This window comes from Rhizobium sp. RM, from assembly GCF_013390595.1.
Classification (GTDB): Bacteria; Pseudomonadota; Alphaproteobacteria; order Rhizobiales; family Rhizobiaceae; genus Agrobacterium.
Genome location: NZ_JACAWV010000023.1, coordinates 1 through 26,557, shown reverse-complemented (window position 1 = coordinate 26,557; position 26,557 = coordinate 1). Strand labels below are relative to the sequence as shown.

26 protein-coding genes and 2 pseudogenes are annotated in these 26,557 nt (G+C 56.7%); 19 read left to right on the top strand and 9 right to left on the bottom strand.

Annotated elements, in window-relative coordinates:
• Nucleotides 1-3 precede the first annotated feature (3 nt).
• The 7 genes from HWX89_RS22820 (at nt 4) to HWX89_RS22790 (ending at nt 6,311) form a co-directional block, all read left to right on the top strand.
• Nucleotides 4-957 carry a carbohydrate ABC transporter permease gene (locus tag HWX89_RS22820; RefSeq protein ID WP_178340904.1) on the top strand — a complete coding sequence of 318 codons (954 nt, stop codon included), beginning with the start codon at nt 4-6 and terminating at the stop codon, nt 955-957.
• A complete protein-coding gene (locus tag HWX89_RS22815; RefSeq protein WP_138792600.1) occupies nt 950-1,825 on the top strand; it encodes a carbohydrate ABC transporter permease in 876 nt (291 codons plus the stop codon). The genes HWX89_RS22820 and HWX89_RS22815 overlap by 8 nt, the downstream gene beginning before the upstream one ends.
• Nucleotides 1,826-1,843: 18 nt before the next feature.
• On the top strand, nt 1,844-2,857 hold the full coding sequence (locus HWX89_RS22810) for a Gfo/Idh/MocA family protein (RefSeq protein ID WP_138792599.1): 1,014 nt from the start codon (nt 1,844-1,846) through the stop codon (nt 2,855-2,857).
• Entirely contained in the window at nt 2,850-3,917 is a 1,068-nt protein-coding gene (locus HWX89_RS22805) for a Gfo/Idh/MocA family protein (RefSeq protein ID WP_138792598.1), read from the top strand. The genes HWX89_RS22810 and HWX89_RS22805 overlap by 8 nt, the downstream gene beginning before the upstream one ends.
• Before the next feature lie 21 nt (nt 3,918-3,938).
• Nucleotides 3,939-5,015, top strand: coding sequence for an ABC transporter ATP-binding protein (locus tag HWX89_RS22800; protein WP_138792597.1), 1,077 nt, complete (start codon nt 3,939-3,941; stop codon nt 5,013-5,015).
• A 205-nt stretch (nt 5,016-5,220) separates the two neighbouring features.
• On the top strand, nt 5,221-5,700 hold the full coding sequence (locus HWX89_RS22795; protein WP_138792596.1) for a ribonuclease H family protein: 480 nt from the start codon (nt 5,221-5,223) through the stop codon (nt 5,698-5,700).
• A gap of 185 nt (nt 5,701-5,885) precedes the next feature.
• Nucleotides 5,886-6,311 carry a GlcG/HbpS family heme-binding protein gene (locus tag HWX89_RS22790; protein WP_138792595.1) on the top strand — a complete coding sequence of 142 codons (426 nt, stop codon included), beginning with the start codon at nt 5,886-5,888 and terminating at the stop codon, nt 6,309-6,311.
• Between the two features lie 79 nt (nt 6,312-6,390).
• On the opposite strand, the gene HWX89_RS22785 is transcribed toward HWX89_RS22790, so the two are convergent.
• From HWX89_RS22785 to HWX89_RS22770, 4 genes are read right to left on the bottom strand one after another with little or no spacing between them, the layout of a single operon-like run.
• A complete protein-coding gene (locus HWX89_RS22785; protein ID WP_138792594.1) occupies nt 6,391-7,167 on the bottom strand; it encodes a sugar phosphate isomerase/epimerase family protein in 777 nt (258 codons plus the stop codon).
• Complete coding sequence (locus HWX89_RS22780) at nt 7,164-8,180, bottom strand: hydroxyacid dehydrogenase (RefSeq protein WP_138792593.1); 1,017 nt, start codon at nt 8,178-8,180, stop codon at nt 7,164-7,166. The genes HWX89_RS22785 and HWX89_RS22780 overlap by 4 nt, the downstream gene beginning before the upstream one ends.
• Nucleotides 8,177-10,039, bottom strand: coding sequence for a DUF2264 domain-containing protein (locus tag HWX89_RS22775; RefSeq protein ID WP_178340902.1), 1,863 nt, complete (start codon nt 10,037-10,039; stop codon nt 8,177-8,179). Before HWX89_RS22775 ends, HWX89_RS22780 begins: the two co-directional genes overlap by 4 nt.
• The gene (locus HWX89_RS22770) at nt 10,032-11,084 is read right to left on the bottom strand and encodes a LacI family DNA-binding transcriptional regulator (protein WP_138792591.1); all 1,053 of its coding nucleotides are present in this window, start codon (nt 11,082-11,084) and stop codon (nt 10,032-10,034) included. The genes HWX89_RS22775 and HWX89_RS22770 overlap by 8 nt, the downstream gene beginning before the upstream one ends.
• 111 nt (nt 11,085-11,195) lie before the next feature.
• Between HWX89_RS22770 and HWX89_RS22765 the strand changes: the two genes are divergently transcribed.
• Together HWX89_RS22765 and HWX89_RS22760 are read left to right on the top strand one after the other, a co-directional pair.
• A complete protein-coding gene (locus HWX89_RS22765; RefSeq protein ID WP_138792590.1) occupies nt 11,196-12,500 on the top strand; it encodes an ABC transporter substrate-binding protein in 1,305 nt (434 codons plus the stop codon).
• Between the two features lie 177 nt (nt 12,501-12,677).
• Entirely contained in the window at nt 12,678-13,775 is a 1,098-nt protein-coding gene (locus HWX89_RS22760) for an acyltransferase family protein (RefSeq protein ID WP_138792589.1), read from the top strand.
• Nucleotides 13,776-14,063: 288 nt separating this feature from the next.
• On the opposite strand, the gene HWX89_RS22755 is transcribed toward HWX89_RS22760, so the two are convergent.
• Nucleotides 14,064-15,848, bottom strand: a complete 1,785-nt coding sequence (locus HWX89_RS22755) for a diguanylate cyclase (protein ID WP_138792588.1) — start codon at nt 15,846-15,848, stop codon at nt 14,064-14,066.
• A 226-nt stretch (nt 15,849-16,074) separates the two neighbouring features.
• On the opposite strand from HWX89_RS22755, the gene HWX89_RS22750 reads away from it, so the two are divergent.
• From HWX89_RS22750 to HWX89_RS22735, 4 genes are all read left to right on the top strand, one after another.
• A complete protein-coding gene (locus HWX89_RS22750; protein WP_502707617.1) occupies nt 16,075-16,947 on the top strand; it encodes a transglycosylase SLT domain-containing protein in 873 nt (290 codons plus the stop codon).
• Between the two features lie 162 nt (nt 16,948-17,109).
• Nucleotides 17,110-17,430 (top strand): GCG_CRPN prefix-to-repeats domain-containing protein, encoded by a 321-nt coding sequence (locus HWX89_RS22745; RefSeq protein ID WP_138792587.1) that lies wholly within the window; start codon nt 17,110-17,112, stop codon nt 17,428-17,430.
• A 156-nt stretch (nt 17,431-17,586) separates the two neighbouring features.
• Nucleotides 17,587-18,282 (top strand): superoxide dismutase, encoded by a 696-nt coding sequence (locus HWX89_RS22740; RefSeq protein ID WP_138792586.1) that lies wholly within the window; start codon nt 17,587-17,589, stop codon nt 18,280-18,282.
• A gap of 126 nt (nt 18,283-18,408) precedes the next feature.
• Entirely contained in the window at nt 18,409-19,398 is a 990-nt protein-coding gene (locus HWX89_RS22735) for a Bug family tripartite tricarboxylate transporter substrate binding protein (RefSeq protein ID WP_138792585.1), read from the top strand.
• A gap of 89 nt (nt 19,399-19,487) precedes the next feature.
• Here the strand turns inward: HWX89_RS22735 and HWX89_RS22730 are convergent, their stop codons facing one another.
• A complete protein-coding gene (locus HWX89_RS22730; protein WP_178340901.1) occupies nt 19,488-19,634 on the bottom strand; it encodes a hypothetical protein in 147 nt (48 codons plus the stop codon).
• Nucleotides 19,635-19,808: 174 nt separating this feature from the next.
• Here HWX89_RS22730 and HWX89_RS22725 point away from each other — a divergent pair, with 174 nt between their 5' ends.
• Nucleotides 19,809-20,252, top strand: coding sequence for a hypothetical protein (locus HWX89_RS22725; RefSeq protein WP_138792584.1), 444 nt, complete (start codon nt 19,809-19,811; stop codon nt 20,250-20,252).
• 440 nt (nt 20,253-20,692) lie between these two features.
• On the opposite strand, the gene HWX89_RS22720 is transcribed toward HWX89_RS22725, so the two are convergent.
• Nucleotides 20,693-21,115 (bottom strand): MobA/MobL family protein, encoded by a 423-nt coding sequence (locus HWX89_RS22720; RefSeq protein WP_138792583.1) that lies wholly within the window; start codon nt 21,113-21,115, stop codon nt 20,693-20,695.
• A 240-nt stretch (nt 21,116-21,355) separates the two neighbouring features.
• Between HWX89_RS22720 and HWX89_RS26570 the strand changes: the two are divergent.
• The 4 genes and pseudogenes from HWX89_RS26570 to HWX89_RS22705 all read left to right on the top strand — a co-directional run.
• Nucleotides 21,356-21,676: pseudogene (locus HWX89_RS26570) on the top strand (cytochrome b); the annotation flags it as partial.
• A 64-nt stretch (nt 21,677-21,740) separates the two neighbouring features.
• Nucleotides 21,741-21,986, top strand: coding sequence for a cytochrome b (locus HWX89_RS26565; protein ID WP_353505718.1), 246 nt, complete (start codon nt 21,741-21,743; stop codon nt 21,984-21,986).
• Nucleotides 21,987-22,143: 157 nt separating this feature from the next.
• Nucleotides 22,144-23,043 (top strand): annotated as a pseudogene (locus HWX89_RS22710) (nucleotidyltransferase and HEPN domain-containing protein).
• 45 nt (nt 23,044-23,088) lie between these two features.
• The gene (locus tag HWX89_RS22705; RefSeq protein ID WP_138792581.1) at nt 23,089-23,703 is read left to right on the top strand and encodes an ankyrin repeat domain-containing protein; all 615 of its coding nucleotides are present in this window, start codon (nt 23,089-23,091) and stop codon (nt 23,701-23,703) included.
• Between the two features lie 36 nt (nt 23,704-23,739).
• Here the strand turns inward: HWX89_RS22705 and HWX89_RS22700 are convergent, their stop codons facing one another.
• Both HWX89_RS22700 and HWX89_RS22695 read right to left on the bottom strand, forming a co-directional pair.
• Nucleotides 23,740-23,910: a hypothetical protein gene (locus tag HWX89_RS22700; RefSeq protein ID WP_178340899.1), complete on the bottom strand. Its 171-nt coding sequence runs from the start codon at nt 23,908-23,910 to the stop codon at nt 23,740-23,742.
• 154 nt (nt 23,911-24,064) lie between these two features.
• Nucleotides 24,065-25,129, bottom strand: coding sequence for a class I SAM-dependent methyltransferase (locus HWX89_RS22695; RefSeq protein WP_138792580.1), 1,065 nt, complete (start codon nt 25,127-25,129; stop codon nt 24,065-24,067).
• Between the two features lie 234 nt (nt 25,130-25,363).
• Between HWX89_RS22695 and HWX89_RS22690 the strand changes: the two genes are divergently transcribed.
• Nucleotides 25,364-26,176, top strand: coding sequence for a nickel-binding protein (locus HWX89_RS22690; RefSeq protein WP_138792579.1), 813 nt, complete (start codon nt 25,364-25,366; stop codon nt 26,174-26,176).
• Nucleotides 26,177-26,557: the final 381 nt, after the last annotated feature.

Below are 26,557 nucleotides of genomic sequence, written 5' to 3'. Positions count from 1 at the left end.
TATATGGCCTTTCGATCTGAAACTCTCGTAGAGGAGAGCCGCGCTGCGGCTCTCCCGAAACGGGGAGGCGCGCGTCGAATTTTCGACCGTAACATTCACGCCTACCTGTTTCTCCTGCCCTGGCTGATCGGGTTCTTTGGCCTGACTCTCGGTCCGGCGCTGGCCTCGCTCTATCTGTCGTTCACCAATTACGACCTGCTGCAATCGCCCGATTGGGTTGGGGCAGCCAATTACGTCCGAATTGCCACCGATGATCCGAAATTCGCAGCCGCGATGAAGGTGACCTTCACCTATGTCCTGCTTTCGGTTCCGCTGAAGCTGATCTTCGCGCTTCTTTTGGCGCTCGCATTCAATCGTGGCATCAAGGGACTGACGCTCTACCGGGCCATCTTCTATCTGCCATCGCTCCTCGGTTCATCGGTTGCGATCGCGGTCCTCTGGCGCCAGCTCTTTGCCTCTGACGGGCTCGTCAACATGCTTCTTTGGCAGCTATTCGGTTACGAAGGCCCGAGCTGGATTTCCAACCCCGACTATTCGATCTATACGCTGGTCATCCTGTCGGTCTGGCAGTTCGGCTCGCCAATGATCATCTTCCTGGCGGGTCTGCGCCAAGTGCCGCAAGATATGTATGAAGCAGCCGAGATCGACGGTGCAAGCAAGGTAAGACAGTTCTTCCGGATTACACTGCCGCTTCTGACACCGGTGATCTTTTTCAACGCCGTGATCCAGACGATCGACGCTTTCAAGGCATTTACGCCTGCCTTCATCATCTCGGAAGGTACGGGCGGGCCGATCAACTCGACACTGTTCTATACGCTCTATCTTTATCAGGAAGCCTTCGGTTTCTTCCGCATGGGGTATGCCTCGGCACTTGCCTGGATCCTCGTCATCATCATTTCGCTGTTCACGGCCTTCTCGTTCCTCAGCGCGAAATACTGGGTGCACTACGATGACTGATGCTGTTACCGCCCCCCGGCCAGGCGATGGCCCGCAACGTTCCCCGATGCGTTCGGTGCTCTTGCACACGACCCTGATCATTGTGTCGTTTGCGATGCTCTATCCGATCCTGTGGATGATCTCAGGATCGTTCCGTCCCCAGGACGAGCTCTTCGGTACCTCGTCGCTTATTCCCTCGGCCGTCGATATCGGTGGCTATATTCGCGGCTGGACCGGGCTACAGGTCAGTTTTGGCCAGTTCTTCTGGAACTCCGCCCTTATTGCGATCTTTGCGACAATCGGCAACGTTGTCGGTTGCTCGCTTGCAGCCTTTGCCTTTGCGAGATTGCGCTTCGGAGGGAGAAATTTCTGGTTTGCGCTCATGCTCGGCACGCTGATGCTGCCCTATCATGTAGTGCTGATCCCGCAATATATCCTGTTCCTCGAGCTTGGATGGGTGAACACATCGCTCCCGCTGATCGTGCCGAAATTTCTGGCGACGGATGCGTTTTTCATCTTCCTGATGGTGCAGTTCTTCCGCGGCATTCCGCGTGAACTGGACGAAGCTGCCGTGATGGATGGTTGCAGCCCGTTCCGCATCTACTGGAAGATCATGTTGCCCTTGTCGATGCCGGTCCTTGCAACGGCAGCCATCTTTTCTTTCATCTGGACCTGGGACGATTTCTTCGGTCCGCTCATCTATCTGAACGACATTAACACCTACACCGTTCAGCTTGGTCTGCGATCCTTCGTGGACTCCACCGGCAGCTCCGACTGGACCTCGCTTTTCGCCATGTCCAATCTCTCTTTGGTGCCGGTCTTCCTGTTTTTCCTCTTTTTCCAGCGGTTGCTGATCGAAGGCATCGCGACAACCGGCATGAAACGCTGAAAGGCCAGGGCATTTCCGATGAAACCTGTAAGATTTGCGACGATCGGCATCAATCACGACCACATTTACGGGCAGACCAACTGCCTTCTGAATGCGGGTGCCGAATTTGTCGGCTTTTATGCCGAGGAAGACGACCTGGCCCGGGCTTATGGCGAGAAATTCCCCGGCGGTCCCCGTACCGACGACGCACGCCGTTTCCTGGATGACGACAGCATCGACCTTATCATCAGTTCTGCCATTCCAGGTGACAGGGCAGGGATTGCGATTGCGGCCATGCGGGCGGGCAAAGATGTGATGGTCGACAAGCCTGGTATGGTCACGATGGACGAACTTGCCAATGTGCGGCGCGTCCAGGCAGAAACCGGGCGTATTTTCTCGATCCTTTATTCAGAACATTTCGAAAATCGTGCCACCGTGAAGGCAGGCGAACTCGTTGCCGCAGGAGCGATCGGAAAGGTCGTCTCGACAGCAGGCTTCGGTCCGCACCGCCTGCGTGCGCCAACCCGGCCTGAATGGTTCTTCAAACGCGAACGGTATGGCGGCATTCTCGTCGATATCGCCTCACATCAGTGCGAGCAGTTCCTGTTCTTCACCGGTGCCGAGAGCGTCGAAATTCGGTCAGCAACCGTTTCCAACCGCGCTCACCCGGAATGGCCAGGCTTGCAGGACAGCGGGGACATCCATTTGTCGACCGCCGATGCCGACGGCTTTATTCGCGTCGACTGGTTTACGCCGGAGGGCTTGCCGAGTTGGGGGGACGGGCGTCTCTTCATCACGGGAACGGAAGGTGCAATAGAGATCCGCAAGAACATCGACGTTGCCGGGCGAGATGGTGGTAATCACCTCTTCCTCACCGACAAGAAGGGCGTTCAGCACATCGATTGCTCGAACGTCGAGTTGCCCTATGGCGGCCAGCTTCTCCATGATATCCGTAATCGCACCGAGACTGCGATGCCGCAGGCGCGCTGCTTTGCAGCCATGGAAGTCGCACTCAAGGCACAGCAGATGGCGGAGGGAACCTATCGTGGCTAAACGTTACAAGGTTGCCGTTATCGGCTGCGGCATCGGCAAGTCGCATATTGTCGAAGGGTATCAACCCCACGCTGACAAGTTCGATCTGGTTGCGCTATGCGATCTCGATGAAAAACGCCTGAACGCGGTCGCAGATGAGTTTTCCGTGCCGCGCCGCACGCTCTCCTCAGACGAGATCATGGCGATGGAGGATGTCGATATCGTCGATATCTGCACGCCACCGGCGACGCATACGCGACTGATCCTGCAGGCTCTTGCAGCAGGAAAAAATGTCGTCTGCGAAAAACCGTTGACCGGCTCACTCGCCGAGGTCGATGAGGTGATGGCCGCAGAGGAAAAGTCAAGCGGGGTTCTGATGCCGATCTTCCAGTACCGTTATGGAGAGGGTGTACAGCAAGTTCGCCGCATCGTCGAAAGCGGTCTGGCCGGCAAGGCTTACGTTGCAACAGCCGAGACCTTCTGGAACCGTGGCGCAGACTATTACGACAACCCGTGGCGGGGCCGCTGGGCCACCGAGCTGGGCGGCGTGATGATGACCCACGCCATCCACCTTCATGACATGCTGACCTATCTCATGGGGCCAGTCTCGCGGGTATTTGCGCGCACGACCACACGGGTCAATGCGATCGAGGTCGAAGATTGCGTCTCTGCAAGCCTTCTCATGCAGAGCGGTGCCGTTGTCTCGGCAACTGCAACGCTTGGGGCGCAGGAGGAGGAGAGCCGTCTGCATCTCGCATTTGAGAACGTGACGTTTGAAAGCAATCACTCGCCCTATTCGCCGGGCGATGGACCATGGCGCATCGTTCCGGCCAACGAAGAGGTCGGGAAAAAGATCGATGCGCTGCTTTCAGAAATGCCCGCGGTCGGCAGACGTTTCAACGGGCAGATGGAGGCCTTTTATCAGGCGTTGGAAACGGGCGAAAAACCGCCGGTCACCAGCGCTGACGCTCATCGTTCGCTGGAGCTTCTGGCGGCGGTCTATCATTCCAACGATACCAATAGTGATGTTGCCTTGCCGATCGGCCAGGGCCATCCGAAATACGTCACCTGGCGGCCTTGAACGCGGGACGGGAGGAACAGCATGGCAAGCAGCATCACTCTTGAGAAAATCGTCAAGCGCTACGGCGCACTGACTGTCGTACACGGTATCGATCTGCAGATCGAACCGGGCGAATTTACTGTCTTTGTCGGACCGTCCGGATGCGGCAAATCCACGCTTCTGCGCATGATCGCCGGATTGGAGGAAATTTCTGGCGGGGACCTCAAAATCGATGGGACACGTGTCAACGAGACCGCCGCCTCCAAGCGCGGTATCGCGATGGTGTTCCAATCCTATGCGCTATATCCGCATATGAGTGTCTACAAGAACCTTGCCTTCGGTCTCGAAACGGCCGGTTACAAGAAGGCTGAAATCGAAGAGCGCGTGAACAAGGCCGCAGATATTCTGCAGATCGGGCCGCTTCTGCAGCGCAAACCAAAGGCGCTCTCGGGCGGCCAGCGTCAGCGTGTGGCGATCGGCCGGGCGATCGTGCGAGAGCCTAAGATCTTCCTGTTCGACGAACCGCTCTCCAACCTCGATGCCGAGCTGCGCGTCCAGATGCGTGTCGAGATTGCCAAGCTTCACCAGGCTCTCGGCAGCACGATGATCTACGTCACGCACGATCAGGTCGAGGCCATGACAATGGCAGACAAGATTGTCGTGTTGCGTGACGGCAAGATCATGCAGGTTGGACGGCCGCTCGATCTCTACAACAACCCCGCCAACAAGTTCGTCGCAGGCTTCATCGGGTCGCCCAAGATGAACTTCCTCTCCGCCAGACTTTCTAATGGTGACAGCTCACATCGCACGATCGAGGTTGCCGGGCAGCGTATCACCCTCGAGAAACCGGTGATGGCACAGGAGAACGAGCCGCTGACATTTGGCGTGCGCCCGGAACATGTGAACCCGCAGTCGCATTCGGCTTCGCTCGGTGACGCTTCGATCCAGCTTGTCGAACACCTTGGCGGTTCTACGGTGATTTACACCAACACACCGGACGGTCAGCCTGCAACCGTTCTCCTGGATGGCCAAAGGCAGATCCGTATCGGCGAGACGATACCTTTTGCCTTTGATCTGTCGCAGACCCATCTGTTCGGAGCAGATGGGCGGCGCATCTGAGCGCAAATGCCACGTCATTTTGACGAATGGCAGCGTTCACGATCTTGAGGCAAAGATTTCGGTGGCTGGACCTTGCCGGCCACCGATGGGAAATTGCCTTGCGCTGCTTCTGCGCGGTCGCGGGCGCGAGGTTTCCGATCGAGGTTTGTCGCATTCATGATCGCAGACGATTGCGCGGCTTGATATGTGCGCTAAAACGTCCTCGATGACCGACCCTTTCGTTATCTTTGCCGACGGTTCCTGCAAACCTGCCACCTTATCGGGCGGTTGGGCGTTCGTCGTTTATCGAAACGGCCAGGAAATCCACTCTGACAGTGGAGCGGAGACCGGCATCGCCAACAATGGCTTCGAAGTGCTGGCCGTATTGAAAGCCCTAACGTGGCTGGACGACAAGGCTCAGAAAACGGGTGCTGTCATTCGGACGGACTCCCGTCATGTTGTCGAGGGATGTCAACGCTGGCGCTCTATCTGGCGAGGCAATGGATGGAAGCGTATCAACGCAAACAGCCGTGTGCGCAAACGGGCGATACCCGACAAAGAGCTATGGCAGGAGGTGGACAGGCTCCTCCTTTCGAACCCTGAGATCGTCATAGAGTGGTGCAAAGGGCATTCCGGCCTTGATGGCAACGATCAGGCAGACGCACTCGCAAGAGCGCGGATGTCGGAGCCGAACGTGGATAGATGAAGATCTGTTACCATGACGCGGCGTCGCAAACCGATGGCCTACGCCTCGCCACATTAGAGCGCTGCGACGGCTGATGCTTTCCGAATTTGAACAAATCAATCTCCATTATCTCCAATATTCGTGGCATGACGGTCCCTGTAACCTGAACCCTCCAATGACGTTTCATTTGAACCAAGGAGAAATTCATGCTGACCATCAAGCGCCTTAGTCTGGCGGATGCACGCGTCCTCATTGCGGGTGCGGTGGCAAAAGCCGAGGAGATCGGCGTCCCGATGTGCGTTGCCGTCACCGACGAATCCGGTCAGTTGATTGCATTCGAACGCATGGATGGCGGCAAGCTTACGAGCAGCATCATTGCGCAGGACAAGGCCTACACCGCAGCCGGCGCTAAGAGATCGACAGAAAGCTACGGGACGGTAAGTCAGCCCGGCCAGCCCGCTTACGGCATCAATTCGGCAATTGGGGGAAGGCTTCTCGTCGTGGCCGGTGGTCTCCCCGTGATTGTGGACGGCGACGTTGTCGGCGGCATTGGGCTAAGTTCCGGTACACCCGCGCAGGATAGCCAGTGTGCGCAGGCCGGTATCGATCGCTTCCTCGCCAGCCTGACCTGATACCCTTCGTTACGCGCAACGCGGCGTTGATCCGCGTTGCGTCTTCGCTCCGTTCGACCCTGGCGCGTTGACGGTGCTCTCAGGATCGCCCAAGAATTGCCTTGAGCGTTGCGACATCCTGCTCGAATTGAGCGAGATCGTCGCCTTTCACGAATTCGAGCATGGTATAAGCCGCCGATTGCCAGGTGCTTTGAGGCATCGCTTCGATGCAGGCGCGCCAGTAGTTTTCATGTTCGCAAAGGGCAAGCCTGCTTGCGTCGGCAAGCCACGCGAAGACATGGAGATGGCAAACACGTGATCCGAGCGCCGCAATCTCCTTTAATGCCTCTTCAAGGGGCAATCCGGGAGCGGGCTGCCAGTAGAAAAAGAGATTGTCGAACGGCAGATCGTTTGCCAGTTGCAGCGACGATACCAGATTATCCGTCAGCGAATTCGGATGGTATTCGAGGCCAATCGTCATGCCACGTTTGGCGGCGCTCTCAGAGATCTTTGCGAGGGCCGTTGTCGCAGCCTCTCGTTCATTCGGGCGATAGTCGGCAGAAGGGCGTTTGCGGCTGCCCGCCCAGACACGAATGTGACGGGTGTTCAATGCCTCAGCCGTGTCGAGTACGGCGTCGACGTCTGCAAACTCGAAATCTGGCGCGAAAAGATAAGAACCGTAAGACGATACCCGAAGGCCTGCGTCCGCCGTCTGAGCGCCGACCGCCCTCGCTTTGACAAGGTCGCCCGGAGGCACATGGATGTCGCCACCCCACTCAATCGCCGAAAGACCGTTTGCAGCTGCGAGGCCGATTAGTTTTTGCGGCTCCATCGAGCGGAAGGTAACGGAGCAAAGGCCGGGTTCGAACGGTCTCATGCAATCATCTCGAGATGTTCGATCTGGATTTGTTGCGCAAGCGCCTCTCCGCGACAGTAGCGTTCGATCTCGTCAACCGCCATTTCGCCGAGGCGCGCCCGCTCAAGCCCGACAGCGCCGGCAATATGGGGCGTCAGGAAGACATTCGGAAGGCTATAAAAGGGCGACGAACGCGGCGGTACCTCCGGGTCTGTTACGTCGATCACGGCCTCGATACGGCCTTTCTGAAGTTCGCTCAGCAATGCGTCGTCATCCACCAGTGCGCCGCGTGCCGTGTTTATCAGCGTTGCGCCGTCCTTCATCAGGGACAACATGGCTTTGCCGATCATGTGGCGTGTCTGCGGAAGAGATGGGGCGTGCAGCGAGATTACGTCGCTTGTCGCCATCAACTCGTCGAGCGTGACCAGACGTGCACCAAGGGCGTTTGCGTCCTTGTCTGTGAGGAAGGGATCAAAAAGAATGCAGTCGAAATCAAACGGCTGAAGCAACTTCAAAACGCGCCGCCCGATGCGTGACGCGCCGATGATCCCAACCGTCAGCCCGAGATTACCGATAGCCTCCGACTGCAGCCTGTCGACGTTTTCCCGTCCCCGATCGTCCGCATAAATCCGCCGGAAGCTGAACACACGTTTTCCGGCAAGCAGGATCATCGCAAGTGAAAACTCTGCAACAGGCTGTGCATTGGCCTCGGCGGCACTCGAGACGATAATGCCGTGTCTGAATACGACCGGTGACAGGAAATATTTGACTGTCCCGGCTGCGTGCGAAATCATCTTGAGGTTGGGCATCAGTGACAATTCATGCTCACCGATTTGCGGACATCCCCACCCGGTCAGCAGGATTTCGGTTTGTTCAAGCTGTGCCCGGTATCTCGGATCGTGGAAATCGGTAACGGCGGCGTGCCCAAGAATATCCACCGACCGGGCAAGCCGCTCGACAGTCGCCGGCGCCAGGACGTGTCTGGTTCTTTCTGGAGCCATCGCAAAGCTCAGGCGGGCAAGCCTCTTCGTCATGTGCCATCCCCGATGACGGCGATCGCGCTCACGGTTCTGCCGTCTTGCGAAAACACCCTGTCCAACGCTTCCAAATCCGGAAGATCAGGGGCGTCTGGCAAAGCGTCACCGTTCTGTGTGTCCTTTTTCGCGGCAAAGACTGCGCAGGCTAGGAAACTTTCCCCGGCCGGGATTTTTCCCCGCAACTGCGGGACCGTGGTTTTTGCGTGAATGAGGTTGGTGTTCGGCAGCGCTTTCAAGGCAACGCCTTGTCTTTCGATCGTCGAGCCGAGATCGACAATTGCCGAGAGGTCCGAACCGCAATCTGCTGTTGCCCGCCCTGTCGCCTCAACCGAAGGATCGCGGTCGCCATCGTTGCGTTCGATCGCAAATCCGCCTTCCGTCACCCAGAGAGGTCGCTCGGAAACGATCCTGTGCAGCCGGATGTGCCAATCGCCTGCTGGAACAAGCGTCGTCTCAACAGAAACGTCGGGATAGGGCCGCCATGTCGCGCGCAAGTTTGTCTGCGCAAGGACCGCAGTTTCATTGGTTTCTCTGACCCTGTAGTGCAAACCGTCGTCCGAAAAGGCGAGCATGTTGTCGAAGCCGTTGGTCTTGAACCCCCGCTCGTCAACTTCCACGCCGAAGCCATATCGGGAGGAGTATGCAAATTTGGCATATTTCTCCGGCCCGCCACGCATCATCAGGTTTTCCTGGCCGCAGCTCAATGCCGTGACAGTACCGTTCGAGCGCATCGTCACCATGCCGGGGTGGAGAAGCGGCGTCACTTTTTGCGATCGCTCGATAGGTTCCTCCTTCGCCTGCCAGAATGGGTGATGCTCGGGCAACGCAAGCGGCAGGAACGCCTTGAAGGCCCAGTAGGGTGAGCCGGCAGAATTATAGCTTTCTGACATGGTAAGTTGCGGATAGCCGTATCCTATCGAAAGCACGCCATCGCGATCGGCGACCGGTTTTTGCGCCCACCAGCGCAAGTGTCGCAGATATTGACCTTTTATCTTGCCCCAGGGGAGCGCCTCCTCATCGGCAAAGGCCAGACCTGCCCAGAAACCGCCGCAGGCGAAACGATAGGTCATCGAGCGACCGAAGGCGAGCGTACCGCCGTCTTCATCGAACCATTGCGCAAAGTCACCGGCAAAAAGGCGTGCCCGCTCCCTGTACCGTTGTCCGTAGACATCATCCGGTTTGCAGAGCTTTGCATAAATCAGACCGTAGAAATGCATGGCGAATGCAATGTAGTGATCGATCCTGCGGTAGTTTCCGTCCCGGTACCAGCCATCGTCAATATAGAAGCCGTCGAGCTCAGCCTGGAACGTCTCCGTGAGGTCGCGATTGAACGCAATGCCGAGGTGGTCGAGCGCCATATCGACCATGATCCGGAAAAACTTCCAATTGTTGTCGGCATAGGTCCGCTCGCGCGCCGTCAGCAAATAATGGCTGACATTTGCTTTTTGCGCATCGGATAACGGTTCCCAGAGGTGTTGTGGTGCAAGTCGAAGCGCAAATCCGATTGCGGCAAGCTCTACGAGCCGCTGGTCCTTTTGGCGGACATCGCCCCAATAGTCCGGGTGTTTCGGATCGGTGCCGTTTGCTATGCCCTTGGCAAGAAGCGGCCAATGTTCGAAATGGTCGCCACTGATGGCAAGTGGCGCAATGCCCCATAACGGACGTGCAAATCCCTCCAGATCCGCTGCCGCCCGATCGAAATGGGCAGCCGTTCCGCTGAGCGTCACGCGCCCGGCTCCGTCCGAAAAATAGGGAAGGAGCGGTGCAAAGCAATCGTCGAGCGCCTTCCTCACGTCGGCTCTGCTTTGCAAGGCATTTCCGTGGAGTGGGTTGAAGCGGATGTTGGGATCAGTCATCGGTTTTTGCCTTTCCCGCAACATCTGCGGTCTGACCTTCGACGAGATGCACAGCGAGCTGTACCTGCCGGGAATTGGCGGACGGCTCGAGCAGCCGGCGTCGCATGAGGTCGATTGCTTCACGGGCAATTTCGCGACGGTCGACGCGAATGGTTGTCAGCCTTGGCGTAGAGAGCTCCGCAAATGGCAGGTCGTCGAAACCGATCACCGAAATATCCTGGGGAACGCTCAGTCCAAGTTCCTGGACTGCACCGAGCGCACCGAGAGCAATCGCATCGTTCATGCAGAAAAGGCCGGTGATTTCCGGCTTTTCGGCAAGTAACCGGCGGACGGCTTCGCCAGCCTGCGCAAAGCCGCTCTCAGTCGTCGAAAGGAGTACTTCGTTATAATCCGTACCTTCTGTCGTGCGGATGGCGTGACGGAAGCCTCGAATTCGCTCCCGCACCGTGTGACGATGGTCGGGACCGATATAGGCGACCTTGCGATGGCCGAGTTCCGTCAGGTGGGTTCCAGCCAGTCGTCCACCGTAGAAGTTGGAGGGAGAGACGCAGTCGAACGCCATGGCTGGGTCCGCACCATTGACAAGGACCGTCGGCAACACGCCCTGCGCCATACGGCTGATCTTGTCGTCTTCGGGATCTAGGCCGATTGCGAGAAGACCATCGGCCTCACAGGCGCGCTGCATCATTGTTTCGTCGATCTGCGCCTGATGCAGCAGTTTGATGTCGAGTTCGAACCCTTCGCTTTGAGAAAGGCCGCGCAACGTGTCGAGGATGTCATGGTAAAACGCCCCGATATCGCCCGTTGCCCGTTCTGCAGACATGAAGGCGATAATGCGTTTGCCATCCAGAGGCATGGCCACGCCAGAATTTGCCGGTCTTAACGGGTATCCGAGTTCGGCAGCAACGCCGAGAACCTTCGTCTGGATAGAGGCGCTTATGCCCTTTTCTCCCGCAAGCACGCGAGAAACTGTGCTGATCGAAACACCCGCGCGCTGGGCAATGTCAGCCTGGCGGGGACGGTTGATATCGGTGGCGTCTGGCATTGTGACTCCTGTGCTTGCAAACGAAGCAATAATGATGCAAATATTGCAATGATAGAAAATTTGCAAGAAATAACTTATTTATGCAAATTTTGCAAAACGCGGGAGGAGCAGATGCAAACTATCGACAGACGTAAGTTTTTGATGACAGCAGCAATGGGGGTAGGGGCCCTGGGGCTTGGTGCAACGGTCGGCGCCTTCAATGCGCAGGCCCAGGAAAACCGGTTGCGGTGTGTCTGGTGGGGATCGGCCGATCGAAGCCGGCGCACCAATGAGGTGATCTCGCTTTATCAGAAAGCAGATCCTAAGACGGCGATCAGCGGCGAAATGATCGCCGGCTCCGACTACTGGACTAAACTTGCAACCTCTATGGCCGGTCGCAATGTGGCGGATATTTTCCAGCTCGAGCCCTCGACGATCGCTGACTACTCCGGCCGTGGAGCCTGCATGGAGCTCGACAAGTTCGTCGGTTCCTCGCTTGATCTGTCAGGTTTCGGCAAGACAGAAGTCGACCTTTGCCGCATTGACGGAAAGCTCTATGGCGTCGGTCTCGGCTTGAACTCGTTTTGCATGATGTATGACGCTGAGACGCTGAAAGAGGGCGGCGTTTCCATTCCAAAGGAACAAATCACCTGGAAGGCGCTTGCCGAACTGGCAAAGGACTACAAGAAAAATGCGCCTGCACGGCGCAATTACTGGGCCGTCCCCTATGGTGGACGCTACCACTACGTCTTCGACGTTTGGCTGCGCCAGCGCGGCAAGCTGCTCTTCCAGGACGGAACCATCGGGTTCAACAAGGAAGACGCAAAAGAGTGGTTCGCCTATTGGGAAGATCTGAGGCAGGCCGGTCTCGCCGTTTCGGCCGACATTCAGACCCGCGATGACAATACGATCGAATCCAATTCCCTGACACTTGGCAATTCGGCAATCGGATTTGCCTACTCCAATCAGCTGGTCGGTTATCAGCAGTTGAACAAGAAGACGCTTTCGGTGGGCATGTTGCCAGGCGAAGGTGAAGGCAAGCCCACCGGTCACTATTACCGTCCCGGGCTGATCTGGTCTATTTCATCCACTTCAACCAAACCGGAAGAGGCGGCGAAGTTCATCAGCTTCTTTGTCAATGACGTTGCTGCGGGCAAGGTCCTCGGTGTCGAGCGTGGCGTGCCACCTTCCAAGATGGTGCGCGAGGCCGTACTGCCGAGCCTCAACGAGACTGAGCGCAAGACGGTAGACTATATTGAAGGTCTCTCCGGAAAGCTTGATCCATACCCGGAACCCGCACCGATCGGCGCAAACGAATTTGATCGCGGTGTTATGCGGCCGATCGCCGATTCACTCGCATTCGGGCGCGCAAGCGTCGATGAGGCTGCTCAGAACCTCGTTGATACCGGCACCAGAACACTCCGCAAACGGGGATAAACTGTCCCTGATGCGACATGGCGGCCAACAGGCCCCTTGAGATCATGAGACGCCGGTTTCCGGCGTCTTTTTTATTTACAACGGATCGTGTCTTGAACGTCCGTCGAGACGGTGCAATGAACCGAAAGTAGGCATTCGCCGTTTGTTCAACAGTCTTTCTGCTTCGGGTTTTTGAAGATGGCCATATCGGTGCCGGAACGGTTCGTTCTGCTGGATGGGATTAGGGGCGTGGCCGCCCTTTTTATCGTACACCGGCATGCAGAGCTATTTTTCGGAAGGCCTGAGGAATCCAGCTACCTTGCTGTCGACCTGTTTTTCGCCTTGAGCGGTTTCGTCCTCGCACATGCCTACGGAAAGAAGCTTGCCGACGGAACGACGTCGCCCGCTACATTCATGACAGCGCGTTTCTTCCGTCTCTATCCGCTATATGTTCTTTCACTTCTTTTGATGGCAGCGTTTTTCATCTGCCTCTATGTGCTCGGACTGCCGACCCCGATTGATGACCTCCACAGGCCAATAAATCTTTCCGAGCTTGGGGTCGTGCTCCTGACAGGTCTGCTTTTCCTCCCGGCACCCTTCACGATTACTCTCAACGGTGCGCTTTTTCTTGTAAGCCCGGCCTGGTCGCTATTCAACGAACTGGTGGTAAACACCTTCTACGCGCGCTGGGGTGTGCGTGCGAGTTTGCGCTTCATTCTGTGCATTGTGTTTTTTAGCCTTTGCCTGCTGGTCGTTGCCGCCATTGAATTCGGCAAGCTTCACGCCGGTTTCCGTTGGCATGAAATGTACGCCGGCATGGGACGGGTGTTCTTTTCCTTCCTGGTTGGCGTGTTGATCTATCGTTTTCGCGACCACGTCCCCAAATTTGCGCCAGTGAGCGCGTTGCTCTACCTGGCCTTTGTGTGTCTCGTGCTTGCTTTGCCGATATCGCGCGCCGTGCGGCCGTTCTACGATCTGGCTATGGTCGTGGCTGGGTGGCCGGTCCTGCTTTATCTGGCGAGCAGAACGGTGCCGGACAAGATTGTCGGCGCCCTCTCATCGTTTCTCGGTACGGCATCATACGCGGTTTACGTCTTGCATATCCCGCTCCTTGCCTGGACCGTGTTCCTTCTGCCCAGCCTTACCCAGGGCAACGCCGCGAGCCTCTACGGCTACGCCTTTATTGCTGCTGTTGTGGTTTTCTCATGGGCTCTTACGGTCTGGTACGACCAACCTGTGCAGGCATGGTTGAAAAAACGGCTCAGGGCGAGAGCCACGAGCCGTCAGACTGCCTGAATTTTTTAATCGGAATTGGTTCGCCTCAATGGTAGGCGAGTATCGGTGCCGTCAGCACGAAAAGTGCTGTCAGGCTGATGATCGTCAGTTTCACGGCCCTCAGGCTGCGTGTCTTTCGTCCGTCCCAATCGTACGTCATAAAAACCTCCATACAGACGTCCGCGGTCGACTCATACTTGCGTGGCGAAGAGGACCTGCCAAGCAGGAATTCTGCTATAAATATTAGTTTTCCACGAAATTCGCACATATAGTTGCAAGAATGCATCACCCTTAAAGATGGCCCTCGCTTTATAGCTCACCAGTTTCGGCCGCTCGGACAGTCTGATTGCGGCCCTTCGCCTTCGCCATCAGAAGCGCTGCATCGGCGCGGCTTACAAGCGTTTGTGCAGGTCCATCTTCGGGTGAAATGGCTAGGCCAATCGAAATGGAAATCCGGCCGAGCGGGCGTCCGTCGTGCGAAAGATGTGCGCGGCCGGCGTTCTCACGCAGTTCTTCGGCCAATGCGTAACAGTCATCTTCTCCACGATCAGGAATGAGGACGGTGAATTCCTCGCCCCCGAACCGGAAGGCGGTGCCCCGATCACGGAGCGTATTGAGGATGATCTGAGCGACATGCTGGATCACCATGTCCCCCGCATCATGACCGAACATGTCGTTGAAACGCTTGAAGTGGTCGATATCGATCATCAGGCAGGCGAGGCTGTTTTCCGATGTGGATTTTCTATAATGCTCGAGCCTCTCATTGAGGAATCGACGGTTATAGAGCCCGCTCAGCGCATCCCTTTCAGCGAGGTCTGTCAGCGTGTTGCGCAGTTGCAGGTTGGCGATGGCAAGCCCGACATTCTCGGCAATCAATTCGAGATAAAGCTGTGCACCGGCATTGGCAGTTGGCCTGTTTTCTGGCCTCTCCAGATAGAGAAGCCCGATCATGTCGCCCATTGCCGTCAATGGGATGCACAAGGTTTCCGCCTCTTCGCCGTGGAGGTGCAGGCAGGGAACATCTGTGGCGGCGACACCGCTCACATGTGGGCGGCCGCGACGCAGGGCCCAGCAGGCATCCGTGGTAAAGGCGGGATCTGAATGTTGCGGGTCTAGCCAGCTTCCAGTCCTATTCAGCATCGATTTGTCGTTGCTCAAAATATAGAGGCCGCCGGCATGGTCGGGAAAGATCTGCGGCGCAAAACGGGCGACAATATCTGCGAGTTCGGCTTCCGTCTGGCAGGCCTGAAGCCTGTGCATCATTTGCAGCAGCAGGTCTTTCGTTTGCTGATCCGCACGCCGCTCCGCGTCCAGACGTTCCCGCTCCAGTCCGTTTTCCCGGAAAACGAGGATCGCCTTGTTCATCTCGCCGATCTCATCGAGCCGCCGGTCCTGTGGTACTTCGACTGCGTAATCCTCTTTTGCCAGACGGCTTACAATCCCGGTCATGCGCGCGAGCGGCATGGTGATGCGCCGCCTCAGGATGAAATAAAGCACCGCCAGGAAGAGGGCGCCAGTCAGGCCGAGGATCGCGCGAGCGGCCAGGCTCCACCAATCTGCAAATTCGCGTGCAGTGTTAAAGGCGGCACCCGTGCGCGCATCGACAAGAGCCCGGAATGTGTTGACCTGACCGAGAAGATCGGACTGTAGCCTCTCATGCTCCGGACCGAAAAGCGTCTGCTGGGCGCCGGTTGTGTCGCCGTTCCCGTAGGCTCCAATTGCAGACCGCTCGAGGGCATCAAGAGCGTCTGCATCGACCGTCAGTTGCTTCAAGGCGTTGGATTCGGTCTGATTGAGGCCATGCTCCTCAAGCCGCGCGGCCGCTTCCTCAAGACGTTTCACGTTATTCTCGCCACTCTCGAAGGCTTGCAGATGGCGCTTTTCGCCGCGCATTACATAAAGACGCGCTTCGTCGCTGCGAACTTCAGCGCCGATTTCCAGATCCTCGACCAGTTCGTCGAGCCGCAGTCGCTCCTCAACAGCAAGCCGCTCATCGTTGGCGCTTCGAGACGCCATGATGAATGCCCCTGCCGACAGGGCAGTCAGGACAACGGTTATGCCATAGGCCCAATTGGTGATCGTACTTATTCGCATATGCTCATAATAGAAAACGCCGGTTTCGGGAGGATTAAGAAACGTGTCCGGTTTTTTGTTCTGGAAGGGCGGGTTTCTGAGATGGGATGCCGGGCCCCTGTTGCTGGCAAAGACTAGGCAGACACCGAAGATTGTTGGATAGTGAGCGTGTTGCGCCTTGAATGATAGGGGAGATGGCGTGGTCAATCGCGTTCTAGGCAGCCTACTGGTTCTGAGCGTCTGCGCGCTGGTCATCGTTACAGATGCTGCGGCCTCGGGGCCAAAAAATGAGAACGAAGGTTCCTGTCTTTCGACACATGAGGTCGCTCCCGAGCTCTGCATCCGGGCAGAGAGCTATGACAATGATCTTTGTCACGCAATCGAGGTCCTGGCGTTGCGCCACGCTGTGCCCCCGGATTATTTCGCGAGGCTGATATGGCGGGAAAGCCTGTTTCGCGCCGACGCGGTCAGCCCGAAAGGGGCAGAAGGTATCGCACAGTTTATGCCCGGGACTGCGAAATTGCGCGGACTTGAAAATAGCTTCAACGTTGTCGAGGCGTTGGAAAAATCAGCAGCCTACCTTGCCGAACTGAACGCAAGGTTCGGAAATTACGGCCTGGCTGCCGCAGCGTATAACGCCGGCGAGGCGGGACTACGGACCTTCATCGATAAGGGGCGGCTTCCCACAGAGACACGCGACTATGTCTTCGCAATCACCGGCTATCCCGTCGAAACCTGGAAAGATACGCCGCCTGAGCGCGTTGCTCCCGCCCTCGATGATAACAGGCCTTTCCTTGAAGCCTGTGTCCGGCTCTCAGTCACCCGAACCATGCGGGACCCCGTTCTGTTGGCGTCAGCAGACTGGGCACCTTGGGGTGTGCAACTTTCGGCGCATTATAATCCGTCTGTCGCAAGCCGTCTCTTTACACGAGCAATCGTCAGGCTGCCCGAACCGTTGAATGCGGAACGTGCGCTCCTCGTTCGCCAGCGCGGCGGGAACTTCGGTTCGCGTCCGCGTTACGCCGCACGCATTGGTCGGGAGACGCGAGCAGAGGCCAACGAGCTGTGCGGACGGATCAAAAGCGGCGGTGGATCCTGCACCGTGTTTCGCAATCGCTAGGGAGTATTCGCAGGTAATCTGGCAAAGATCACCACCAGAAAAATGCCGCGGATGCAACTGAGGCGGTCCGGTGGCTGTGCCACGAAAAGATCACTTTTCATTCACCTGCAGTTCACTGGCCGTAGCGCTAAATCGCACTCATCCCACAAGGAGGGAGATGAGATGCATAAGATGTTTATCACCGCCGGATTGCTGTTCGGCACCCTGTTTGGCACGGCCGCAAACGCGATGCTCGTCGGTCAACCTTCTGCCCCTTCGGTATCCCACGTCCAGAAGGTGGACTATGCATGCGGCCGTGGGTTTCACCTGTCGCCACGGGGCTACTGCCGTCCGAACGGTCCTCCTCGCTATGAGCGTGGTTGGGATCGCCGAGACCGTTGGGAAGCCCGTCGCGAGTGGCGCGAACGCCAGGCCCGACGCGAGTGGCGCGAATGGCGCGACCGCAGGGACTGGAGAGACGGCCGCGATCATTATCGCTGGTAAGTTCGGCGAACATGCTTCGGGCACTCCCTTGGATGAGAAGCCAGGGCGGTGCCCGATAGCCGTTTAATGTCCAGAATAACACCAGCACGGGATCGTGAAGGCAACCTGTGCTGACTTTGTTGGTTCTCCTTGGCTTAGTTTCCTCAGGAGGACCCCATGACGATCACAAGACGAACAGTTCTTGCAGCCGGTGTGGCAGCGGCAGCTTCCACGATGTTTTCCCAACCCCATGTCGCGCGTGCGGCCTTGCCCCTGAAACAGCCACCGCTTCCGTTTGGGGAAGGGGATTTGGCGCCGGTTATTTCTGCCAAAACCGTGGGTTTGCATTACGGCAAACATCACAAGGCCTATTTCGATAAGCTCAATGCGCTCGCACAAGGCACCCGCTATGCTGATATGGAATTGGACGAAACTGTTCGGCAGTCTGCGACGTCCAAAGCCGAGGGCGATGTCAAGATTTTCAACAACGCTGCCCAGGCCTGGAACCACGTCGCCTATTGGGACCAGTTTGTTCCAGGTGGACCGAACAGACCACAAGGCGATCTTGCAACTTCAATAGAAACCGCATTCGGGGGATATGACGGCTTTATCAAGCGCGCAGTCGACGTTTCAGACACTGTATTTGGAACCGGTTGGGTCTGGTTTACGCGCGGTGACGACGATCGGCTCGCGCTTATCGGATACGAAGACGGGAACAATCCCGTCGCCGTTGGCCGTCCGGCCTATCTCGGCATCGATATCTGGGAGCATGCCTATTACGTGGACTATGAAAACCGGAAGGCCGATCACATTGCAGCGGTTCTCGACAAGCTGATCAACTGGCGGGTCATTGAAGAACGTATAGCGGCTTAAGCACACACTTTCCTCAGCGGGCATCTCTCGGACCCGTGGGAAGCATAAGACTTCCTGCGGGTTGCCCTTGAGGCAAGTTGGGCTACTATACCGGCGTGGCGAGGAGGCCACACACGAGGAGGGTTCATGAATAACCGGTTTTCGAAACGGCGGATGTTGCTGAAACTTGCCGCCGGAGCAGCATCGTTATCTTTCCTAGGAATGCCAGCGAGCGCCCAAAGTTTTCCAGAACGAACGATCACGCTGGTCGTGCCTTTTGCAGCGGGCGGATCGACGGATGTTGTGGCGCGCGTCATCGCCCAGAAAATGGGGGATGAGCTTGGCCAGCAAATTGTCGTTGAAAACGTCGCTGGCGCAGGTGGAAATCTCGGCGCCGATCGTGTGGCACGAGCGGACCCGGATGGGTACACGATCTTGATGGGGACCGTCGCGACCCACGCATTGAACCCGCTCATTCTCAAGACGAAGCCCTATGACCCTGAAAAGGATTTCGCCCCCGTATCGCTGCTCGTCGTCGTTCCGAACGTGCTGGTCGTCAACCCGGAACTCAAGGTCAACAATGTCGCGGAACTGATCGCGCTGCTCAAAGCGGAGCCCGACAAATATGCCTACGCCTCATCCGGTAACGGCACACCCCTTCATCTTTCAGGCGAGCTTTTCAAAAGCATGACCGGCGTCAGCATGCAGCATGTTCCCTATAAGGGCGCCGGGCCAGCACTGAACGATCTTCTCGGCAACCAGATCTCGATCATGTTCGACAATCTGCCTTCGTCCTCCAGCCATATCAAATCGGGGACACTTCGGGCGCTTGGCGTGACGACTGCCGAACGTGCATCGTCCTTCCCGGACGTGCCAACGATTGCCGAGACGGTGCCGGGCTATGAGACCTATACCTGGAATGCGCTTTTTGCGCCGGCCAACACGCCAGCCGATGTGATCGACAAGCTCAATGCAGCCGCAAAGAAGGCCCTGGCTGACCCTGCCGTCGCTGCCCGTATGGCCGATTTCAGCGCGAAAATCGTTGGCTCGTCACCTGAAGAATTGAAGACCCATGTTTCGGCGGAAATCGCCAAATGGGGGCCCGTCGTGAAAGACGCCAACGTCCAGATGGATTGATCTGGCACGATTTTGTTACGGAAAGGCTAGACGGTAAGGTCTAGCCTCTCTTTCATTCGAAAGGTGTTCGCGCGCCGCCAATCACGTCGCTAAACCAGATGCGGACTGCTGCGATGGGCAATCATGAAGTTCTCGTTTGAGGGATAGCGCTTGAAGCGGGCTATTTTCTCGTAGTCGTTCTCAACGACCCATTGGTCGAAAGCCGCTGCATTGACGTTATCGACCTCGATGAACATGCGTGGTTTTGCCTTCTGAATGGTCTTCCTCCGTTGAGAGCGACGTTCAGTTTAAGCATCTCGGCGGTGAGCGACTGCTTCAAACGCGACAACCTTTTCGGCATAAATATTGCCCTTTTTCACCGCTGTCTGTAGTCTCGATTCAATAGTCGTATCGCAGGCCGGTTCAGTTGCATGGCAATATTCTTCAAGACGCCAATCTCCGAAGGCGCGGCATTCGAAATGATCGAGCAGGCACTCACTGCCGATCATGAATACGATGGTTATTTCAATGCTGCGAGCGATTTGGGCGAGACGCCATTGTCATGGGCCCCTTCGATGAGTGCCGAAGAATTTCATGCGCTGGTCAGAGAGATGCTGCAGCTTGCCTGGGACAATGCCAGGTTCTGGATCGTCTATGAACGCCGTGAAGAGCGCCGGGATCCCGACGCGACCGAGATACGCAATGCTGCCTTTCGCCTGACTCGTGGTTACAATGAAGTGATCGTTGCGTCGCTCAGTCTTCTTGGCAAGCGCGACGCTTCCAGGGACCTAGAACTGGTTTTCGTCTGTTTCAAGGAAGATTTCCAGAGGCGAAATTTCCGGGTGCGCTTCGAGAACAAGGCGGTTACGAGTTAGACGTTTTGAAGAGGACCTCGTGAAAGAGAAACCCCACGGCTTGTGGTAACCTGATGATGAGCCTTGCGCTGCTGTGGAGCGAGCTTCCGGCAGGCAATATACTCAGTAACCGCAATCGCATACGCTTCATTGAAGTCGAAGTTGCCGGGCGACAACGCACTTTGATTTGATGATCGTCCCGTCCTTCGTTTCAGACCGCCGGCTCGCTTCTTTTGGAGAACGTGATCACCCACCGCCTGTGGCAGGTGCCATCTGCCCTTTGCCCGCCTAGGTGCCTTGTGGCGGCCCGCACGATTGATTTGCCAGCACCGGCAAAGCCGACCACCGTGGCAATGGTGGAAAGCGCGCTGGCTCGCTATGCTGTTCTGCCTGGAGTTTGACCAGTTGCTATGATGCCCATGACGTCTGCAATGGCGGTGTGGAAGGCGTCAGCGTGGTCATCATCGCGTGAGCTTTGATGTTCCGTCGTTTTGACCCTGGCAGGTCTCGACAGGCTCGTGGATTGCGAAGTCGACGGCGGTGCCAAATTTGTTGGCGAGATAGCGGGTAAAGGCGCGTGTTAGCGGCAGTCTCAAGCTCATGCGGAAGGGGGTCTCAAACTCGCGGGCAACGCGGGCATCAAGGCGGCGCTCAGTGTTCTCAGCCGCACTCAACAGGGGCGATCGGTCAAGTGCCCAACGTGCCTCCATACCGTCGGGAAGGACAATTTCGCAGTGGCCAACGCCGCGCTTTGCGGTGAAGTCATAGAGCACATTCTCGCGCTCGTTTTTGATGCGACTTGCGGTGCGATAGGCGATGGCCGCAACCGCACTTCTGCCGGCACCGCGAGAGATCAGCTTGATGCTGCAGTGGTAGATCGCCATGCCTGCCTCCACTGCCGGGGAAGGCGCACATGTGAGGAGCAAGACCGGTCCAACTCGTAAGTGCGCCCTTTTTGATATCCGCAGACATGGCTAGCACCGGGTCGAGGGGCTGACGACTGACAGAAGTGCGAGTAGCGCCAGACCGCTGCGACGTTCAATGCACCTCCATGAGCAATGTTTATTGGGACGCAGGCATGGGTTGGTGTCGGCAGCATTGTCTCTGTCTGCCTTCGCGGGTAGATGCAGCGCATGAAGGATAGAGCAATGAACATGTGGCTGGATTCGCCGGGTCGTTACGGACTGATCAGCCGTCTCTTGCATTGGGGCATGGCCTACTTGCTGATCTGGCAGTTTGCCGTTATCGTCATGTGGCGTGTCTTCGGTCCGGCTGACTGGGTAAAGAGCGTGACATCGTTCGGACCGGGCCATGGAGCAGTGGGCCTGCTGACGATTATCCTTGTCGTCATTCGTGTCATCTGGACGCGGATCAATCGCGGGAGACGGCCGGAACGCGCTTCAGGCTGGTCGGGCCGGGCTGCCGCTGTTGTCCATTTCAGTTTCTATGGGCTGATTTGTCATTCCTGCGCTGGCGCTTCTAAGGGCCTACGGCAACGGTCGTGGCTTTATGCCGTGGATACCGGCAACCGGTGTCAGGATCGACTGGATGGTGGCGCCTGCCAACCTGTTGCATGGGGTTTTGTCGTGGTGCCTGTCAGCCTTGATTGCCGGGCACATCGTCATGGCGCTGTTCCATCAACTGGCCCTGAAGGATGGCACGCTTGCGCGCATGGCGGGATCACTGCTATCTGCAGTACGCTGTAAACCCGAGATTGCCAGAAGCAAAGGGTCGGCACCGGTCCGTTCGCGTTGATCCGTTCGCGTCGATCCGATCGTCAATTATCGTTGTCTCAGTGGAAGATCTCGCTGGCACTTCTGTCATTTGTGCTTTTGGACGAAGCATGTAAGGTCCGGGGCACCAAGCAATTTGCGTCAATGATTTCCACCAGAGTTGATCAGATATTCTGCCCATGATGAATTCCTCCCTCGATCATATTCCGCCTCGAAAGCAGCGAGAACTGACGCGCGCGCTGGAGATCCTGCACGAAGAGTTTGAGGACGCGCTGAAGAAAGGAACATCTGACGCGTCAAGAAGTGCGGACGCATTTTGAAAATCATCCTGTTCGGTTCTTATGCGCGCGGCAGTTTTGTCGACGAGCCGCATACGATGAAAGGCTATCGCTCCGACTTCGATCTGCTGGTGATCGTCAACAACCGCAAGCTCACGGACTTTGCCGAATACTGGTACAAGGCAGCCGACCGCCTGATCCGCGACAGCTTTATCGAGACGCCTGTCAGCTTCATCGTGCATTCGCTGCGCGAGGTGAATACCAACCTCAGGGAAGGCCAGTACTTCTAGCAAGGAAGGCATTGCTCTCTATGAACTGGATGAGCAGCCGCTGGTCGAGCCGAAGCCGCTGACGCCGGAAGAACGTTTGCGGGTAGCACGAGAACATTTTGATGATCGCTTTGAGGCACTCAATGAGTTTTTCTCTCTCGCGATCCATGCGCGAGAACAGGGCTTTGCAAAAAGAGCTTCCTTTCTACTTCATCAATCGTTGGAGCAGGCGTACTCCTGTGTTCTACTGACGCTGACAAACTACGGTCCCGCGTCGCACAACATCAAGTTTTTGCGGTCGCTTGCAGAGGAGCAGGATCGCCGGCTGGCCGATGCTTTTCCAGGAGATCAGCACCGGAAACGGGCCTGGTTCAACACCCTCAACGAAGCCTACGTCAAAGCCTGCTACTCAAAACATTTCGAGATCAGCGAGGACGCGCTCGTGTGACTCGTGGAGCGAACTGGACATCTGCTCGATCTGGTGAAGATCGTTTGCGAGGAGCATCTTGAAAAGCTCGAAAACGCAGCCTGACGTGTCGAGCACAGAATGCGACGATTTCTGATAGTGGGAGTTTTGATGATGGCACTGGGCGGTAACGCGTCAGCCACGGTGTTGGGTGCTGTGGAACGTGGCGACGGTCTTGGACTGGAGCAGGCGTTGGCTATGGGCAGCTCTGTCGAGGAGAAAAACGCACGGGGCCAAACAGCACTTCTGGTGGCGGTCTGGAAAAACGATATCGATGCCGCGCGTCTGCTCCTTGCCGCCGGAGCTGATGTAAATGCCAAGGACAGCATTCAAGATAGCCCATTTCTTGTGGCCGGAGCTCAAGGCCTTGTGGACATTCTGCGTATGATCCTCGCGCACGAGGCCGATCTGACGAGCACAAACCGATTTGGCGGCACCGCTCTAATCCCTGCTGCGGAGAAGGGCCACCCTGATGGAGTCGACTTGCTGATTGCGGCTGGGGTTAATGTCGATCATGTCAACAGGCTTGGATGGACAGCCTTGCTCGAAGTTGCGATCTTGACGGATGGTAGTCCGACCTTCCAGCGCATCGTTCGCTCATTGCTGCAGGCCGGAGCTGACGTCGACATCAAGGACACTGACGGAAAGAATGCGTTGGCCCACGCCCGGGCGCGTGGGCTGTCGGCAATCGCCACGCTGCTTGAAACGGCTAAAGCAAATGACTGAGCATAGGTGCGATGCATTCGTTGTGCGGTGGATGTCTCATCCCTGTTGAGGTTGGTGAAGACGGTTTTCCCAACGCAATCGTTCCTGTAGGATAGCGTCCGCAACTATTCTGGTGACGTCTTTTTCTCCGCGTGTCAGATGCTTGGCGGTGATCGCCCAAGCCAGCATCAAGATTTCCTCGGTAATATCGTCTTGTTTATCGGGCATGCGTACTCCTCGTGGGAGTGTTTTAATCACACGTTTATTGTCCGAAACTTTCGTCTGTAAGTTGATATCCCTCTTGAGATCGGTTGTTTTCGGCGTGAGCGTGTCCGAGCGATCCATTTCATTGGCATGGATCAGTTGCCTTTTGAGTGTGCTCTCACGGTCGGGCCTCAAGGACCATATTGAACGGTCCTGTAAATGCGCGCCTGACGTTTTTGAACCCTCCTGAACGAATGACGTGGGAGAGCCTAGCTTCCCCAGCCTGGGCCCCCAGTCCTTCACCGACTTCCTGATCGAGTGATGTCGGTACGCAGATCATGGTCGACGCGTTGTAGTAGAGCCTGCCGACCGGGTTCATGTTGTCTGCCGGGCGATCGCCTGCGATCGGCTCAACAATCATCCATGTACCATCGTTTTTGAGGATCCGCGACATGTGCGCGGCGCATCCACGCGGATCTCCCATGTCGTGTAGGCAGTCATAGCTGGTGACGAGATCGAAATTGGTGTCCATGATGTCTTTGGCGGTTGCTGCGACGAATTTGACGCGATCGCCAACGCCGTGGTTTTTGGCATGCTTGTTGGCTTCGTCGATCGATGGTTGATGGAAATCGTAACCGATGAAACTTGCATTCGGGTAGGCCTCGGCCATGAGGATGGTGGAGAAACCGACGCCGCATCCAACGTCAGCCACCTTCGCACCTTTGCTGAGTTTTTCCTCGACCCCTTGTAGTGAGGGTATCCAGCAGGGAACGATATTGTTGACATAGCCTGGGCGGAAAAATGCCCCGGTCGCACAGAAAAGGCAGCCGGCAGTATCACCCCAGCGTACGCCGCCGCCGGTTCGAAACGATTTCTCGACCTTTGGTTCTCCCTCGATCATGGCGGCTGCCAGATCGAAGGCGCCTTCCAGGTAGACCGGGCTATCCTTGTTGACGAATACCATTGTCTGTTCAGGGGAAAGACTGAAGGTTTCAGAAGCGCTGTCGTAATCTATGTATCCGTTTGCAGCCTGTGCTAAGGCCCATTCACGCACGTATCGCTCGGAAAGGTTGCCAGCTGCCACTGCTAGGCCCGTTGAGGTCACGGGACCTGAGCGGTGCAGCGCGTCAAAGAGCCCCAATCGCAGGCCAATCCTGACGGTCGGCACGCTAAAGGCGCCGCCGAGATCGCCCAGCATTTTTCCAATGAAAGAGTTGAGTTTTGCTTCGTCGAGCTGTGTCATTGCATTCCCCCCAAATCATCTGTTGGCGGGCAAAGGCTGGCGACAGAAATCCGCGCCAGTGAATGCTCGTATAGAACGCAGTATAGCCGGAGATCCCAAAATTGTCACGTAAACGGGGGCGTACATTTCGGTTAGGGAGTGGCTCTGAGGGTCACCCGGACGGGCGATGGACGGCTGTTTTCAGAGGTCGTAAACTGATGTAGGAGAGGCACTTCATTCTCGGGGAGGAAGCGTATGCCTATCTTTATGGACCGGCACGATCTTGCCGGAGTTTCTGCTGCAGATATCGCTGCAGCTCATCTCAAGGACCTCAATATTCAGGATCAGTACGGCGTCAGGTTTCTGACCTACTGGTTCGATGATCATCGTGGTACGGCGTTTTGCCTGATGGATGCGCCGGATGCGGAAACTGCTCAATGCGTGCATCGGGAGGCGCACGGGTTCATCGCCAGTGAAGTCGTGGAAGTCGCACTTTCGGCTGTCGAAGCATTTCTGGGGCGAATACAGGATCCTGTCGGAAGCTGCACCGGTTCAAGAAAGATGGATGCGGGTCACCGGGCGGTACTCTTTACGGACATTGTCGGCTCGACGGAAATGACGTCCCGCCTAGGTGATCTCATGGCAGCCGAACTTATCAGGGCACATGATGCGCTTGTGAGAGGATGCGTTGCGCGACGATCAGGACGGGTGGTGAAGCACACGGGTGATGGCATCATGGCCGTGTTTTCGACGACGCCATTCGCGGTTGATTGCGCCATTGATATCCAGCGCGCGTTTCATCGCTATAACCGGGACAATGGAGAACCAATCCACGTTCGCATCGGGCTGGACTGTGGTGAGCCGGTTGAAGACAGCAATGATTTTTTCGGAACGACAGTACAACTGGCGGCACGGCTTTGCGCTGCGGCAGATGGTGATCAGATACTCTTCTCGGACAGGATTCTACAGGAATATGGTAGCGTTGACGTGGCTGTGGAGGGCAGTCACTTCCGGCTGAAAGGTTTTGCTGAGCCGGTTCTAGCCTACCGCTGCGAATGGCTGAACTAGTTGAATCTGAACGCGCGCCTTGCCCGTCAGTCCGACAAACGACGTTCGTCGTCGATCCCTATCAGGCTGGAAGGAGCGACACTGCCCCATTTCCAGATGACGCAATTGAGATCCGATGAGGCCACTGTAGCCATCGATGATGAGTTGGCACGCGAATGTTTGGGTTCTTGCCTCATGGGTCGGCGAATGATGGCTACGTGCGATGGCCGTCTGGGCATAGGCTGCCCCGGCTTGGATCAGGCTGTGGCTCGGAGGTCGAAATTTGCGCGGATCACGTCATAGGGTCCGTGAACCTTTCCGTCTTCGGTTTGTTCGAAGATCCCCAATCCGACAAAGCGAAGACATCCTCATGCACATGTTTGACATTACGTTGGACGGATT